Here is a 12,468-nt window from a genome sequence, read left to right as displayed (position 1 = left end):
AAGACGGATCAAGTTCCCACCGTGAGGCGGGTTGGGAAAAGTTCCCACTATATCAAACTGAAAGCAATTGCCAAGCGAGAACGCAATACGGCGTCTGCCATTACTTGGCGAACGCCTTTCCTGCCTTCCGGCGGATTTTCTCGCCAGAGTAGCGGATGCCTTTACCTTTATAGGGTTCTGGCGGACGGACTCGGCGAATATCAGCGGCGAACTGTCCAGCAGCCTGCTTGTCAGTGCTCTTGATGACGACCAGCGTGGCTGATGGGCATTCACAGCTGACATTGGGCGGAACAGGCAGGACGATCGCGTTGGCGAAACCGACCTGAAGACTGATTGCCTTACCCTTCATCGTGGCTTGATAACCGACACCGACGACTTCCAGACGCTTCTCATACAGGTTAACAACGCCACTGACCATGTTATTGATCAGGTTACGAGTCAAACCATGAAGAGCACGGTTGTCGCGATTGTCATTAGGACGCTCGACGGTCACTTCACGGCTGTCAGCAGCGTAGGTCACCTTCATGTTCGGGTGAGCGTCCATCTCCAAAGTGCCTTGAGGCCCTTTGACGGTGATATGGTTTCCCTTGAGCGTCACTTCGACGTTCTTTGGGACCACGACGGGTTGTTTTCCGATTCTCGACATGATCAGTCTCGATTGCTGCGTAAGTCAGATACAGTGATTGCTGGGAATAATCTCGGAAGCAAGACTTAGTAAATCTGGCAGAGGACTTCGCCGCCGACGTTTTGAGCCTTGGCTTCGCGGTTGCTGAGAATGCCTTTGTTTGTCGACAGGATCGTGACACCCATGCCCTGCATGACCTGCTTCAGCTTGGTGATCTCTGTGTAGACACGACGTCCAGGCTTGCTGACTCGCTCGACGTGCTGAATCACTTTCTCGCCGTTAGGACCATATTTCAGGTTGATGCGAAGCACATTCTGCGGAGGCTGTTCAACAACTTCGAAGTCCCAGATATAACCTTCGCGTTGCAGAGCCTCGGCGATACCCTTCTTCTCACGAGAATAGGGCATATCAACGAACGGACGCTCAACGGCAACACCGTTGCGGATGCGGGTGAGCATATCGGCGATTGGGTCGGTCATCATGGGACAGAAATCCTCGGAACCATCGAAGGGCCCGCGATGCGGACCAGTGTGTCTACTGCGATGAATTAAATACTGTGCTGAGATAATATTGTACGGAGATTACTTGAGCTTGACGTCTTTGCGGAACGGCATACCGAACTTGGTCAGCAGGAGGCGAGACTCGCCATTGTCACGGCCGCTGGTGACGATGGTGATATTCAAACCCTGCGTGTACTTGGCGACGTCAGCGTTGATTTCCGGGAAAACCATCTGCTCGGTCAGACCGAAGCTATAGTTGCCGTTACCATCGAATGAGTTTGGATTAATACCGCGGAAGTCGCGAACTCGTGGGAGAGCCAGAGTAATCAGGCGATCCAGAAATTCATACATCCGTTGGCCGCGAAGAGTCACGCGGCATCCAACTTCAAGATTCTCACGCAGCTTGAAACCGGCGACTGCTTTCTTCGAGCGGGTGATCTGAGGCTTTTGACCTGCGATCTGCCCCATATGCTCGACTGCCTCTTCCAGACGCTTGCGGTCCTGGAGAGACTTACCCAGTCCCATGCTGATGATGATTTTCTCGAGCTTGGGAATGGCGTGAGGATTCTCGCGACCGAGCTCTTTTTTGAGTTCGGGCAGGATCGTCTTGTTGTATTGTTCGCGAAGTCTAGCCATGATCGGCCTCTAAAATCCTGGTCGCTGAATGTCGTCGAAAGTATGAGCTCGCTGCGGAACTACTTGCTCTGAGCGTATTTGGTCTTGGCTGGGCTGACGATTCCTGCAGATTTGCTGCACTTCTTACAGAAGCGTTCCTTGCTTCCGTCAGTTGTGAAGCGATATCCGAGGCGTGTTGGCTTCGAACAACCTTCGCAGTAGAACATGACGTTCGAGCTGTGAATTGGCTTTTCGAGTTGCAAGCGACCGCCGGCAGGGCTCTTTGGATGGCCTTTGCGGACGTGCTTGAAAACAACGTTAACGCCTTCCACGAGAACCTTTTCACCCTTTGCGAGGACTTCGAGGACACGTTTGGGAGTATTACCGGCGTCATCGCCTGAGACGACGACGATCGAGTCACCTTTTTTGATCTTCATGGAACTACACGACCTCGCTGGCCAGAGAGACAATCTTCATGAATCGTTTTTCACGCAGCTCACGGGCAACAGCACCGAAGATACGAGTACCGCGTGGGTTACCGTCTTTGTCGATCAGAACAATCGCGTTCTTATCGAAGCGGACATAACTGCCATCAGCACGGCGCGATTTCTTTTTAGTACGAACGATAACGGCCCGGGCAACAGTGCCTTTTTTGACGTTGCTGCCTGGGATCGTCTTTTGAATTGAGACGACAATAATGTCGGCGATGCTGGCACAGCGGCGACGAGTACCGCCGAGGACGCGGATACAACGAGCAGTCTTTGCGCCCGTGTTATCTGCGACATCGAGAATGGTTTGCATGTAAATCATGTGTCAATCCCCGCTCCGGCGATGCTGGTCGATCACTCGAGAGGCCAGCCGATTTGGTCTATTGTCTGGTATCTTGATAAAGGAAACAGTCGAAACTACTCAGGAGCCTGTTCGGATCCTTCGACTGCTTTCACGTAAACATTTTCAGCAGCACTGGCAGCCTGGACAACGCGGACAAGAGCCCATCGTTTCGTCTTTGACATCGGACGAGATTCTTCAATCTCGACTTTATCACCCAGCTTAGAAACATTCTCTTCGTCGTGGACGTGACAGACAGTTCGTCGTGAGACGATCTTGCCGTACATAGGGTGAGCAAAACGTCGATCGACTTCAACGCGTCGAGTCTTGTTCATCTTGTCGCTGGCGACGGTGCCGATCAGTTTCTTTTTCATAAGTCAGGCTACTGTGAGAGTCTTAAGCTGTGAGTGGCTGGAACTGTCAATATCCGAGGCTGTGCCGAAGTGGTTTGGCCGAGATTACTTGGTGGCAGCGAGAGCACGCTCACGCTGAATCGTGTTGATGCGTGCAATGTTGCGACGAAGCTTACGCATTTCGCTGGGGGCAGACTTTTTCTCGGCTGCACTTTGGAAACGCAGGTTGAACAACTCGCGCTGACTCTCAGTCAACGTCAGGGAGAGCTGCTCGTCGCTGAGTTCACGGATCTCTTTGGCTTTGGACATGGTCACGGTTCCGACAGGTCAATTCCGGTTTGAATCGCTATTGGTGGTAGCGGATATAATAGTGATGTTACTCAGTAATAAAAGGGACCGAGAGCGGTCCCTTCGTTGAGTACTCAGGAAAATGTCGATCGGGCAGATTACATGCCCGGCTGACGATTCACCATTCGTGTCTTGATCGGCAGTTTGTGGCTGACGCGTGCGAAACAGGCCATGGCAGCATCCTTAGATGCACCGGCGATCTCGAAGAGCATCGCACCTGGCTTGATGACGGCAACCCAGCGATCGACTTCCCCCTTACCTTTACCCATCCGTGTTTCGAGTGGGCGAGAGGTGATAGGTTTATGCGGGAAGATACGAATGTAGAGCTTTCCCTCACCGCGGATGTACTGGTTAGCAGCAATCCGGCAGGCTTCGATCGTTTTTCCAGTAATGTGACCCGGCTCAAGAGCTTGAAGGCCCCAGTCGCCATAGGCAATGCGATTGCCCCGAGTCGCGTTACCTCTTATGCGACCTCTTTGGCTTTTTCGATACTTGACCCGCTTTGGCATCAGAGCCATCGCTGCTCTCCTCGTCTTTGTAGTTACCGTGATCGATCCAAACTTTGACACCAATGATACCCATCGTCGTCAATGAACTGGCAAAGCCATAGTCCACGTGACGCTGCAGGGTCGAGAGCGGAATCGATCCGCGAATGATCTTTTCCTGGCGAGACATTTCAGCCCCACCGAGTCGGCCAGACAGCAGGATTTTCACCCCAGCTGCACCAGCTTCCATGACTTGCTCTGCTGCCTTCTTGATGGCCCGTCGGAAGCTGCCGCGCTTCTCAAGTTGCTGGGCGATATCTTCGGCAACAAGTTTCGCGCTGTGAAACGGATTCGACAGCTCGACAATCTTGAGTTCCATGCGTCGGCCGGTCAGAACTTCAAGCTCACCTTTGAGCTTGTCGACTTCTTGACCTTTACGACCAATGATCAGACCGGGACGAGCCGTGTGCAGGTGCACGTTGACGTGGTCACGAGTCCGTTCAATGATGACCTGTGCGATGCCAGCGAACTTATATTTGTTCTTGACAAACGTACGGATCTTGATGTCTTCCATCAGCAGCTGGCCGAACTCCCGTTTAGGGGCGTACCAGCGGCTGCGCCAGTCTTCAACGATTCCGACTCGAAATCCGGTAGGTCGTGTCTTCTGACCCATGAGTTATCTCTCTATTGAGGGTTTCACAGGCGACGAGCCTGTGGACATCCTTTATTGTGCATCTGGAGCGTCAACGGTCACCTGAATGTGAGCGAAACGACGCTTGATCATGTATCCCATCCCGCGATAACCAGGTCGCATGCGTTTAAACATAGGACCGCCGTCAGCACGGGCGTCTTTGATTTTCAACGAGTTAACGTTGCGTGCACCGCGATCCTCAGCGTTGGCTACGGCGCTCTTGAGAACCTTCTCCAGCATCTTCGCACCACGGTTGGGTGTGAAACGAAGCTGGTTCAGTCCATCTTGAACAGTCATGCCAGTGATGATTTTGGTGAAAGGACGAACCTTTGTTGCCGAAATTCTGGCAAATCGGTGGGTCGCTTTGATCTCAGCCATCTGAGGAGAACCTTGATTACGCTTGTGTATCTGTGTTTTGGTCTGATCGGGTCTGACGGATGGCACAGACGAAAGTCTCTATGCTCCTCATCACGTTCCGCCGAAGGCAACGGAGGAAACTATCTCTTACCTTTAGAACCGTGACCTCGGAAGGTCCGTGTCGGAGAGAACTCACCGAGCTTGTGACCGACCATGTCTTCTGTGACATAGACGCTGACGTGAGCCCGGCCGTTGTGGACCATGAATGTATAACCGATGAACTCTGGAGAGATCGTCGAGTTACGCGCCCAGGTCTTGATTGGTTCGCGACGGCCGTCGGACTCCTGCTTGCCGATTTTCTTCAGCAGCTTGACGTCGACGTAGGGGCCTTTTTTCAGTGAGCGCGACATGCGCTGATTCCTTCAATCGAGACGAAAACGATATGTATCCGTGAATTAGTTAACTCAGACGTCAGATCTTCAGCTGGCCGTAACGTCGAGAAACGCGACGTCGAACGATAGCCTTCGAAGATGCCTTGCGACGCTTACGGGTGTGACCACCTTTGGCGAGTTTACCAGTTGGTGAGCAAGGGTGACGTCCACCGGCGTTACGACCTTCACCACCACCCATCGGGTGATCGATCGGGTTCATGGTTGTACCGCGAACGTGTGGGCGAATCCCCATCCATCGCATACGACCAGCTTTGCCGTAGTTAACGTTGATAAAGTCGATGTTTCCAACCTGGCCGATCGTGGCACGACCGGCAGAGGGAACGCGACGAACTTCGCCTGATGGCAGGGTGATTTGTGCCCAGTTACCTTCAGTGGCGTTCAAAGTCGCGTAGGTACCAGCTCCGCGGCACATTTGACCGCCACGACCTGGTTGCATTTCGATGTTGTGAATCTGAGTTCCCGGAGGAATGTGGCTGAGCGGAAGGCAGTTACCGAGAACTGGCTCAGCTTTGGCACCGTTCTGAATCTTGTCGCCGGCCTTCAGGTGAAGAGGAGCGAGGATGTAAGCCTTCTCGCCGTCTGCATATTGAAGGAGGGCAATGTGACAGTTGCGGTTTGGATCGTATTCGATACCCAGAACAACTGCCTGGACGTCATCTTTACGACGCTTGAAGTCGATCATGCGATAGAGCTTACGAAACCCACCGCCGCGGTGACGTGACGTAATTTTACCTTGATTGTTACGACCACCGGTGCGGGTGATACGAACAGTCAATGCTTTCTCTGGGCGTTTCTTCTTGTCCGTGATCTCAGCAAAATCCAGGACGGACGCTCCGCGTCGTCCAGGTGAGGTCGGTTTGTAGAATCGAAGTCCCATGATGATCTATCCAGGTCGAAGTCGTGAATTGTGCGAACGTACCCGAAGGGGCGGTGTCAAATCTTGACAGTATCAAATCTTAGAAGAAGGAGATGCTGTCATCTGAGTGCAGAGTGACAATGGCCTTCTTCCAGTTCTTGGTGACACCCTTGGTAAGTTTGAAACGACGAGTCTTGCCGACACGGTTCTGTGTGTTGACAGCGACCACCTTGACGTTCCACATCGCCTGGACCGCATCTTTGATTTGGGTCTTGTCGGCTTGTTGGTGAACTTCAAAGGTATATGCGTTGCGAGATTCAGAAAGGTGAGTCGTCTTCTCGGTGATGATAGGACGAATCAGGACCTGGTGTGGAGCCAGGTTCAGACCCTTTGGTTTCGTCTCGGTTTGTTCTGGAGTCGCCATAACTTGTTTCCAAATCTTGCGAAAGCCAACGTGGCTTGCGTTAAAATCAGAGGCTCCCACTTCGGAAAATGGGAGCCGCGTATTGTGATGCCGGACGGTGGAAAATACAACCTACTGGAGGGTGATTTCCCGAAATGTCCAGGCGAGTTTTCAGCTTTTTTGACTTAGGCCGTCGGTTGTGGCTTTGAAATCGGCTTGCGAAGCAGATCGAGGGCCGATTTGGTCACGACGAAGATCTTCTGATGGAGGAGATCATAGGCATTCAGATCAGCAGCAGGAGAGACTTGCAGACCCTCAATGTTACGAGCAGACTTCCAGAGAATTGGATTGTGCTCAGCGATCGCCAGAAGTGTCTTTTTGCCGTCGATCTTCAGAGCCGTCAGAACATTGGCGATTGCCTTTGTCTTTGGCTCAGCGACTTGAAGGTCGTCGAGGACGCGAACTTCATTGTCCTGGAACTTGCTCAGCAGCGCCATACGAGTGGCGAGACGAACCGCTTTCTTAGGAAGACGGTAGCCCCAGTCGCGTGGCATTGAATTGAAGGCACGTCCGCCGCCGCGTCGGATCGGAGAACGCTTTGAGCCTGCTCGGGCGTTTCCGGTTCCCTTTTGGCGGAACAGCTTCTTGGTTGAGCCAACGACCATGCCGCGAGACTTGGTCTGGACTGTCCCTTGACGCTTATTGGCTTCATACATGACAACGACGTCGTGCAGAAGCTGACGGTTAATGCCGCTGGCGAGTTCTGCTGGATCGAATTCGTAGGTGCCGACTTCGGCGCCGCTCATGTTGTGGATCGGAAGGCTGATCATGATTGGACTCGTTCAAAATAAGGCGACGCTTTGACATCGCCATGATGAGACCGCGTGAGTCTGGAATGTCTTAGTCGAATTGGGTCTTAGTCAAATTTATTGGTGTGGCGGATAACGATGTACTGACCAGCTGGGCCTGGGATCGAGCCCTTGACCAGCAGCAGGTTGTTTTCGAGATCGACCTTGACCACCTTGAGATTACGGATCGTCGTACGGGTATTGCCGTACTGACCAGACATCTTCGTGCCCTTAAAGACCTTCGATGGATCCGAACGCTGACCAGTCGAACCGCCGCTACGGTGAACCTTCTTGGTACCGTGTGCTGCACCCAGACCGGAAAAATTGTGTCGCTTCATGACCCCGGTGTAACCGCGGCCTTTGCTGGTCCCAATCACGTCGACCGCTTTGACTTCAGCAAAGTGGTTGACGTCGAGCTTTTGGCCGACTGTCAGTCCATGCTCTTCGCCTTCCGTGCGGAACTCGCGAATGAAATATTGTGGTTCAACGCCTGCTTTGGCATCGAGTGTCTTGCCGCCCTGTTCGAGGCGCTTCTTGCGTTTACTCTCGATATCGGCCACTTGACCTCGGTCTGCCTTAGTTGCCAGGCGACGTGGTTTGTCGCCGAAGCCGATTTGAACGGCTTCGTATCCGTCGCGGTCCTTGGTTCGGACCGTCAGGACGGGGCAAGGGCCTGCCTGGATGACCGTCACAGGGACGATCTCTCCGGCTTCGTTATAGACCTGAGTCATGCCGACTTTTTTACCTAACAAACCGACTGGCATCGGACTCACCTTTGTTCGAAATGCGAGAAAAATCTCGCCGGACGCAAACTGGACAGTGAATGTTTCGCTGTCCGTTATGTTAAAGAAGGTGGACCAAGGCCCACCCTATCAGTGACTTCGTGATCTGCCTGAGCAGGAACAGCGAAGCATTAAACGGATCAGGCGTTGGCCTTGATCTTAATGTCGACCCCGGCTGGGAGCGACAGCTTGTTCAGAGCGTCGATCGTCTTGCCAGTTGGCTGAATGATATCGACGAGTCGCTTGTGAGTTCGGATTTCGAACTGCTCGCGAGACTTCTTGTCGATGTGCGGAGATCGCAGAACGGTGTAGCGTTCGATGCGTGTCGGCAGCGGGATTGGCCCGTGGACGATGGCGCCAGTTCGCTTAGCCGTATCAACGATGTCGGCAGCCGATTGATCCAGCACGCTGTGATCATAGGCTTCCATCCGGATACGAATTTTTTCACCTGCGCCTGCCACGTGTGACTCTCCAACCAACCAGTAGAAATCAGACTTATATGAGACGAATTTGAAGTTGTGTGAACCACGAACTTCGCTTGAAGGTCAGTGTTGTCGTCAAGAAGAAGCGGTTGGCTTTATCTCGAGTCGACACTGAAGTCGACATTTTTCCCGCAATCGTTCCGACAGGGGGCTCAACGACGAGCAATAACCGGCTCGTTGAGCTGCCGAAGGTCGCGAGACCTCGGACAGTGAGGATCGTGTTTCAGACCCTATGCAAATCCCGTAGTTCTCTAAGGCGGAAAAAAGTCAGATTTTAGAAACGCCTTTATTGATTGTCAACGAACCGGGTTGCGTCGTTCGTCGAGATTTGCAAGGAAATGACGAGTTTTGCACTAACATATGAAGATTGGCCCGCCCTAACCAGAATTCTCCCGACTAGAACATCATCTTCTCCTGGACATCAGGTGGCGCGAGATCGTACTTGAGTGGCTCCATGGAATACGACGCACGTCCCTGCGACAAACTGCGAACCTGGGTCGAGTAACCAAACATCTTCGCCAGCGGGACCTCGGCGTCGAGAACCGTGAGGTGACCTCGCTGCTCCTGACCGGTAATCGAGGCGCGTCGAGATTGGAGATCCGCCTGGATGTTTCCGATAAACTCTTCCGGGGAAACGACTTCCAACTTCATGACCGGCTCCATCAGTGCCATATCAGCCTTGTTAAATGCCTCCATGACAGCCTGGGCGGTCGCGGCAGAAAGAGCCAGCTCGGTTGATTCGCCTTGCTTGTAATCGACGTCGACCAGAGTCACTTTGACATTCATGAGCGGGTAGCCCAGGAGGCCGCCGCGCTGGGTGCTCATGCGGATTGAGTCATCCAGTGGCTTGCGAAGCTCTTTCGGGAGGGCGTCTGGCTTGAGCTGTGAAACGATCGTCACGGGCTGCTCACCGGTAAATGGTTCGATTTTGACGGTGATTTGGAAATACTGCGTATCATCGCCCGTCCGACGCTCGAATGTTCCCGTCGCGGTGACAGCCTTTTTGACGGTCTCGCGGTAGCTGACGCGTGGCTTGTGCACGCGGACCTTCAAATTGAAATCTCGCTTGATCCGGTTACTGATGACCTCCAGGTGAAGCTCACCCATCCCAGAAATAATAGTCTGTCCGGTGTTTTCGTCCGTTTTGATGCGGAAGGTGGGATCCTGACGAGACAGCTTCTCGAGCACATCAGCCAGCTTTTTACGGTCGGCACTGTTGTCTGGCTCGACAGCCATGGAAATGACAGTCTCGGGGAAATGGATGCTTTCCAGCAGGATCGGCTTGAGCGGATCGCTGAGAGTATCGCCTGTCTGGATATCTTTGGGCCCAATCACGCCGCAGATATCGCCTGCGAGGACTTCGTCGGTTTCGAGCTTCTGCTTCTGATCCGCCTGGATGTGCCAGAGCTGATTGATCATCTCCTTTTTGCCAGTGCGGACATTGAGCAGACGCGAGCCCGATTTCAGCCGCCCCGAAAAGACACGGACAAAGCAGAGGTCAGCGTGCTGCTCGGCGACGATTTTGAAAATCAGGGCAGAGACAGGTTCTTCGACGTCCGGTTTTCGAGTTTCGACCGCCTCTTTCTTTGAATTCGGATTCTCGCCCGTCACAGGTGGGCAATCGAGAGGGCTCGGGAGGTAAGCGTTGACACCATCCAGGAGTGGCTGAACGCCGATGTAGCTGAGCGACGAGCCGGAAAACGTCGGCTGAAACAGGTGTTCGAGGGTCCCCTTTCGCAGGAGGCGACGAATATCTTCCTTGGGGATCTCAGCACCTTCCAGATACTTCTCCATGACCTCTTCATCGAGCTCGACGATGGCCTCGAGGAGATTGGCTCGCCATGTCTCTGCAATGAGCTGATAGTCTTCGGGGATCTCCTCGGAACGAATATTGAGACCCTTGGATTCAGGATCGAAATAAAGCGCCTTCATCTCGATGATATCAATGACGCCCCTGAGGGGATCGTTGCCAATGCTCGTCTGGCCGATAGGGATCGTGACCGGGACTGGCTTGCCCTTGAGCCGACTCTCGATCTGCTTAAGCGTGCGTTCGAAGTCAGCACCGATGCGGTCGATCTTGTTGATAAAGCAGAGCCGTGGGACCTTATATTCGTCGGCCTGTCGCCAGACGGTTTCACTCTGCGCTTCGACCCCTTCGACCGCAGAGAAAATCACAGCACCACCATCAAGGACTCGAAGCGACCGCTGAACTTCTGCCGTGAAGTCGACGTGGCCTGGCGTGTCGATGATGTTAATCCGGCAGTCTTTCCAGTTGCAGGTGACGGCGGCTGAATAAATGGTGATGCCGCGTTCTGACTCTTCCGGGTCGAAGTCCGTCGTTGTATTGCCGCTATCGACATTGCCCATGCGGTGAGAAGTACCTGTGTAAAACAGGATACGCTCAGTGGTGGTCGTCTTACCGGCATCAATGTGAGCAATGATGCCGATGTTACGAATTTTGGACATGTCGGAGATCATGGCAGGTAGGACTCGAGTACGGGGCTGAATGGGAAAGATCCGGGCGTAAAAAAAGCCGAGGAAGGCCTCGGCTCTTTTTTAGACTGTGAGTCAGCAAATTACCATGCAAAGTGAGCGAATGCCTTGTTCGCGTCGGCCATGCGGTGCACGTTTTCGCGTGTGGTAACGGCTGCGCCTTCTTTCTTGTATGCTGCCATGAATTCATCAGACAGGTTGACGGCGATTGGGCGACCCTTCTTGGCGCGGGCGGCGGCCAGCATCCAACGGATAGCCAGCGTTTGCTGACGCTTGCCAGGAACTGGAGTCGGAACCTGATAAGTCGCACCGCCGACTCGCTTTGAACGAACTTCGATATGCGGCTTAACGTGGTCGATGGCGGTCAGGAAGACTTCCAGCTCGTCCTGCTCAGGCATCTTTTCTTTGATTCGCTCAAGAGCAGAGTAGAAAGCAAGCTGAGCGACACTCTTCTTGCCATCCCACATCAGGCAATTGATAAACTTAGAAACCAGGAGGCTGCCGTAACGAGCATCCGGCTTGAGTTGGTCTCGACTGGCGGTAAAGCTTTTGGACATGGATTGAGTCTCGTGTCAGGCCCGAAAAAGGACCACAAACGGCTGTGTATTGAAAAAATGAACGTCTTTATGACGGCCCGAAGACGGACCTGACTGGCAAGGGCAGAATTGCCGTTGCGGATTATTTCTTCTTGGCTGGTGCGCCCTTGACTGGTGCACCTGGCTTACCGCGTTTAGCACCGTAGCGAGAGCGAGCTTGCTTACGACCGTTAACGCCGAGGGTATCGAGCGTACCGCGGATGACTTTATAGCGAACCCCTGGAAGGTCGCGAACACGACCGCCGCGGACGAGCACGATGGAGTGCTCCTGAAGGTTGTGGCCTTCCCCTGGGATGTAGGCCGTCAACTCTTTGCCGTTCGACAGTCGCACCCGGGCGACTTTACGAAGGGCCGAGTTCGGCTTCTTCGGGGTCATTGTCTTCACCTGGAGGCAGACACCACGCTTCTGTGGACAGCCTTCGAGCAGAGGGGTCTTGCTCTTCGTGCTTTGCTTCTTACGTGGCTTGCGGACCAGTTGATTAATTGTTGGCATAACCGTCAGAACCGTCTAATTTGTCGTTGGAACGGGAATCGGTGAAAAACGAAACGATCCGGCACGACGCTTTTCGGGCGGCGTGACGCGGAAGAATCGATGAGTATATCGATGTCCGATGGAGTGGTCAATCAAGTGGGAACGCTCCGATTTCGGATTTCCCAATTCGGAATTGGACAAACAGGAACGAGTTAGGACATTGAGAGACCATAGTATCGGGAGACTCAAACATGACGATCGCAGGCACCGGCGTTAACCTAG

19 protein-coding genes are annotated in these 12,468 nt (G+C 53.4%); all 19 read right to left on the bottom strand.

What is annotated here, in order from left to right; genetic code table 11:
- Positions 1–100 precede the first annotated feature (100 nt).
- The 19 genes from rplF to rpsL all read right to left on the bottom strand — a co-directional run bounded on the left by rplF (position 101) and on the right by rpsL (position 12,207).
- Positions 101–646, bottom strand: coding sequence for a 50S ribosomal protein L6 (gene rplF, locus SH248x_RS21600; protein ID WP_459556404.1), 546 nt, complete (start codon positions 644–646; stop codon positions 101–103).
- A gap of 65 nt (positions 647–711) precedes the next feature.
- On the bottom strand, positions 712–1,107 hold the full coding sequence (gene rpsH / locus SH248x_RS21595; protein ID WP_459556403.1) for an uS8 family ribosomal protein: 396 nt from the start codon (positions 1,105–1,107) through the stop codon (positions 712–714).
- Positions 1,108–1,206: 99 nt separating this feature from the next.
- Complete coding sequence (gene rplE, locus SH248x_RS21590; protein ID WP_459556402.1) at positions 1,207–1,761, bottom strand: large ribosomal subunit protein uL5; 555 nt, start codon at positions 1,759–1,761, stop codon at positions 1,207–1,209.
- Between the two features lie 59 nt (positions 1,762–1,820).
- Positions 1,821–2,177 (bottom strand): 50S ribosomal protein L24, encoded by a 357-nt coding sequence (gene rplX / locus SH248x_RS21585; protein WP_459556401.1) that lies wholly within the window; start codon positions 2,175–2,177, stop codon positions 1,821–1,823.
- A 4-nt stretch (positions 2,178–2,181) separates the two neighbouring features.
- Positions 2,182–2,550, bottom strand: coding sequence for a large ribosomal subunit protein uL14 (rplN, locus tag SH248x_RS21580; RefSeq protein ID WP_459556400.1), 369 nt, complete (start codon positions 2,548–2,550; stop codon positions 2,182–2,184).
- Positions 2,551–2,645: 95 nt separating this feature from the next.
- The gene (rpsQ, locus tag SH248x_RS21575) at positions 2,646–2,942 is read right to left on the bottom strand and encodes a small ribosomal subunit protein uS17 (protein ID WP_459556399.1); all 297 of its coding nucleotides are present in this window, start codon (positions 2,940–2,942) and stop codon (positions 2,646–2,648) included.
- 84 nt (positions 2,943–3,026) lie between these two features.
- Positions 3,027–3,230, bottom strand: a complete 204-nt coding sequence (gene rpmC, locus SH248x_RS21570) for a large ribosomal subunit protein uL29 (protein ID WP_459556398.1) — start codon at positions 3,228–3,230, stop codon at positions 3,027–3,029.
- A 137-nt stretch (positions 3,231–3,367) separates the two neighbouring features.
- Positions 3,368–3,787, bottom strand: a complete 420-nt coding sequence (gene rplP / locus SH248x_RS21565) for a large ribosomal subunit protein uL16 (protein WP_459556397.1) — start codon at positions 3,785–3,787, stop codon at positions 3,368–3,370.
- Positions 3,726–4,427 carry a small ribosomal subunit protein uS3 gene (gene rpsC, locus SH248x_RS21560; RefSeq protein ID WP_459556396.1) on the bottom strand — a complete coding sequence of 234 codons (702 nt, stop codon included), beginning with the start codon at positions 4,425–4,427 and terminating at the stop codon, positions 3,726–3,728. The genes rplP and rpsC overlap by 62 nt, the downstream gene beginning before the upstream one ends.
- Positions 4,428–4,478: 51 nt before the next feature.
- Positions 4,479–4,823 carry a large ribosomal subunit protein uL22 gene (rplV, locus tag SH248x_RS21555; RefSeq protein WP_459556395.1) on the bottom strand — a complete coding sequence of 115 codons (345 nt, stop codon included), beginning with the start codon at positions 4,821–4,823 and terminating at the stop codon, positions 4,479–4,481.
- A 119-nt stretch (positions 4,824–4,942) separates the two neighbouring features.
- Positions 4,943–5,212: a 30S ribosomal protein S19 gene (rpsS, locus tag SH248x_RS21550; protein ID WP_459556394.1), complete on the bottom strand. Its 270-nt coding sequence runs from the start codon at positions 5,210–5,212 to the stop codon at positions 4,943–4,945.
- Positions 5,213–5,273: 61 nt separating this feature from the next.
- A complete protein-coding gene (gene rplB / locus SH248x_RS21545) occupies positions 5,274–6,131 on the bottom strand; it encodes a large ribosomal subunit protein uL2 (protein ID WP_459556393.1) in 858 nt (285 codons plus the stop codon).
- Positions 6,132–6,210: 79 nt separating this feature from the next.
- Positions 6,211–6,534, bottom strand: coding sequence for an uL23 family ribosomal protein (gene rplW / locus SH248x_RS21540; protein WP_459556392.1), 324 nt, complete (start codon positions 6,532–6,534; stop codon positions 6,211–6,213).
- 164 nt (positions 6,535–6,698) lie between these two features.
- On the bottom strand, positions 6,699–7,343 hold the full coding sequence (rplD, locus tag SH248x_RS21535; protein ID WP_459556391.1) for a 50S ribosomal protein L4: 645 nt from the start codon (positions 7,341–7,343) through the stop codon (positions 6,699–6,701).
- 86 nt (positions 7,344–7,429) lie between these two features.
- Positions 7,430–8,125, bottom strand: coding sequence for a large ribosomal subunit protein uL3 (rplC, locus tag SH248x_RS21530; RefSeq protein ID WP_459556390.1), 696 nt, complete (start codon positions 8,123–8,125; stop codon positions 7,430–7,432).
- Between the two features lie 158 nt (positions 8,126–8,283).
- Positions 8,284–8,604, bottom strand: coding sequence for a small ribosomal subunit protein uS10 (gene rpsJ / locus SH248x_RS21525; RefSeq protein WP_459556389.1), 321 nt, complete (start codon positions 8,602–8,604; stop codon positions 8,284–8,286).
- 417 nt (positions 8,605–9,021) lie between these two features.
- Positions 9,022–11,103 carry an elongation factor G gene (gene fusA / locus SH248x_RS21520; RefSeq protein WP_459556388.1) on the bottom strand — a complete coding sequence of 694 codons (2,082 nt, stop codon included), beginning with the start codon at positions 11,101–11,103 and terminating at the stop codon, positions 9,022–9,024.
- Between the two features lie 98 nt (positions 11,104–11,201).
- Positions 11,202–11,675, bottom strand: coding sequence for a small ribosomal subunit protein uS7 (rpsG, locus tag SH248x_RS21515; protein WP_459556387.1), 474 nt, complete (start codon positions 11,673–11,675; stop codon positions 11,202–11,204).
- A gap of 121 nt (positions 11,676–11,796) precedes the next feature.
- Positions 11,797–12,207, bottom strand: coding sequence for a 30S ribosomal protein S12 (gene rpsL, locus SH248x_RS21510; protein WP_459556386.1), 411 nt, complete (start codon positions 12,205–12,207; stop codon positions 11,797–11,799).
- Positions 12,208–12,468 lie beyond the last annotated feature (261 nt).

It is taken from the genome of Lacunimicrobium album, assembly GCF_052161635.1.
Lineage (GTDB): Bacteria > Planctomycetota > Planctomycetia > Planctomycetales > Planctomycetaceae > SXPC01.
This window is presented reverse-complemented; position numbering and strand designations above follow the sequence as displayed.

What these genes read in the sequence shown, in the direction of transcription:
- rplF (WP_459556404.1), bottom strand. Translation starts at nt 646, where the DNA reads ATGTCGAGAATCGGAAAACAACCCGTCGTGGTCCCAAAGAACGTCGAA.
- rpsH (WP_459556403.1), bottom strand. Translation starts at nt 1,107, where the DNA reads ATGATGACCGACCCAATCGCCGATATGCTCACCCGCATCCGCAACGGT.
- rplE (WP_459556402.1), bottom strand. Translation starts at nt 1,761, where the DNA reads ATGGCTAGACTTCGCGAACAATACAACAAGACGATCCTGCCCGAACTC.
- rplX (WP_459556401.1), bottom strand. Translation starts at nt 2,177, where the DNA reads ATGAAGATCAAAAAAGGTGACTCGATCGTCGTCGTCTCAGGCGATGAC.
- rplN (WP_459556400.1), bottom strand. Translation starts at nt 2,550, where the DNA reads ATGATTTACATGCAAACCATTCTCGATGTCGCAGATAACACGGGCGCA.
- rpsQ (WP_459556399.1), bottom strand. Translation starts at nt 2,942, where the DNA reads ATGAAAAAGAAACTGATCGGCACCGTCGCCAGCGACAAGATGAACAAG.
- rpmC (WP_459556398.1), bottom strand. Translation starts at nt 3,230, where the DNA reads ATGTCCAAAGCCAAAGAGATCCGTGAACTCAGCGACGAGCAGCTCTCC.
- rplP (WP_459556397.1), bottom strand. Translation starts at nt 3,787, where the DNA reads ATGGCTCTGATGCCAAAGCGGGTCAAGTATCGAAAAAGCCAAAGAGGT.
- rpsC (WP_459556396.1), bottom strand. Translation starts at nt 4,427, where the DNA reads ATGGGTCAGAAGACACGACCTACCGGATTTCGAGTCGGAATCGTTGAA.
- rplV (WP_459556395.1), bottom strand. Translation starts at nt 4,823, where the DNA reads ATGGCTGAGATCAAAGCGACCCACCGATTTGCCAGAATTTCGGCAACA.
- rpsS (WP_459556394.1), bottom strand. Translation starts at nt 5,212, where the DNA reads ATGTCGCGCTCACTGAAAAAAGGCCCCTACGTCGACGTCAAGCTGCTG.
- rplB (WP_459556393.1), bottom strand. Translation starts at nt 6,131, where the DNA reads ATGGGACTTCGATTCTACAAACCGACCTCACCTGGACGACGCGGAGCG.
- rplW (WP_459556392.1), bottom strand. Translation starts at nt 6,534, where the DNA reads ATGGCGACTCCAGAACAAACCGAGACGAAACCAAAGGGTCTGAACCTG.
- rplD (WP_459556391.1), bottom strand. Translation starts at nt 7,343, where the DNA reads ATGATCAGCCTTCCGATCCACAACATGAGCGGCGCCGAAGTCGGCACC.
- rplC (WP_459556390.1), bottom strand. Translation starts at nt 8,125, where the DNA reads ATGCCAGTCGGTTTGTTAGGTAAAAAAGTCGGCATGACTCAGGTCTAT.
- fusA (WP_459556388.1), bottom strand. Translation starts at nt 11,103, where the DNA reads ATGATCTCCGACATGTCCAAAATTCGTAACATCGGCATCATTGCTCAC.
- rpsG (WP_459556387.1), bottom strand. Translation starts at nt 11,675, where the DNA reads ATGTCCAAAAGCTTTACCGCCAGTCGAGACCAACTCAAGCCGGATGCT.
- rpsL (WP_459556386.1), bottom strand. Translation starts at nt 12,207, where the DNA reads ATGCCAACAATTAATCAACTGGTCCGCAAGCCACGTAAGAAGCAAAGC.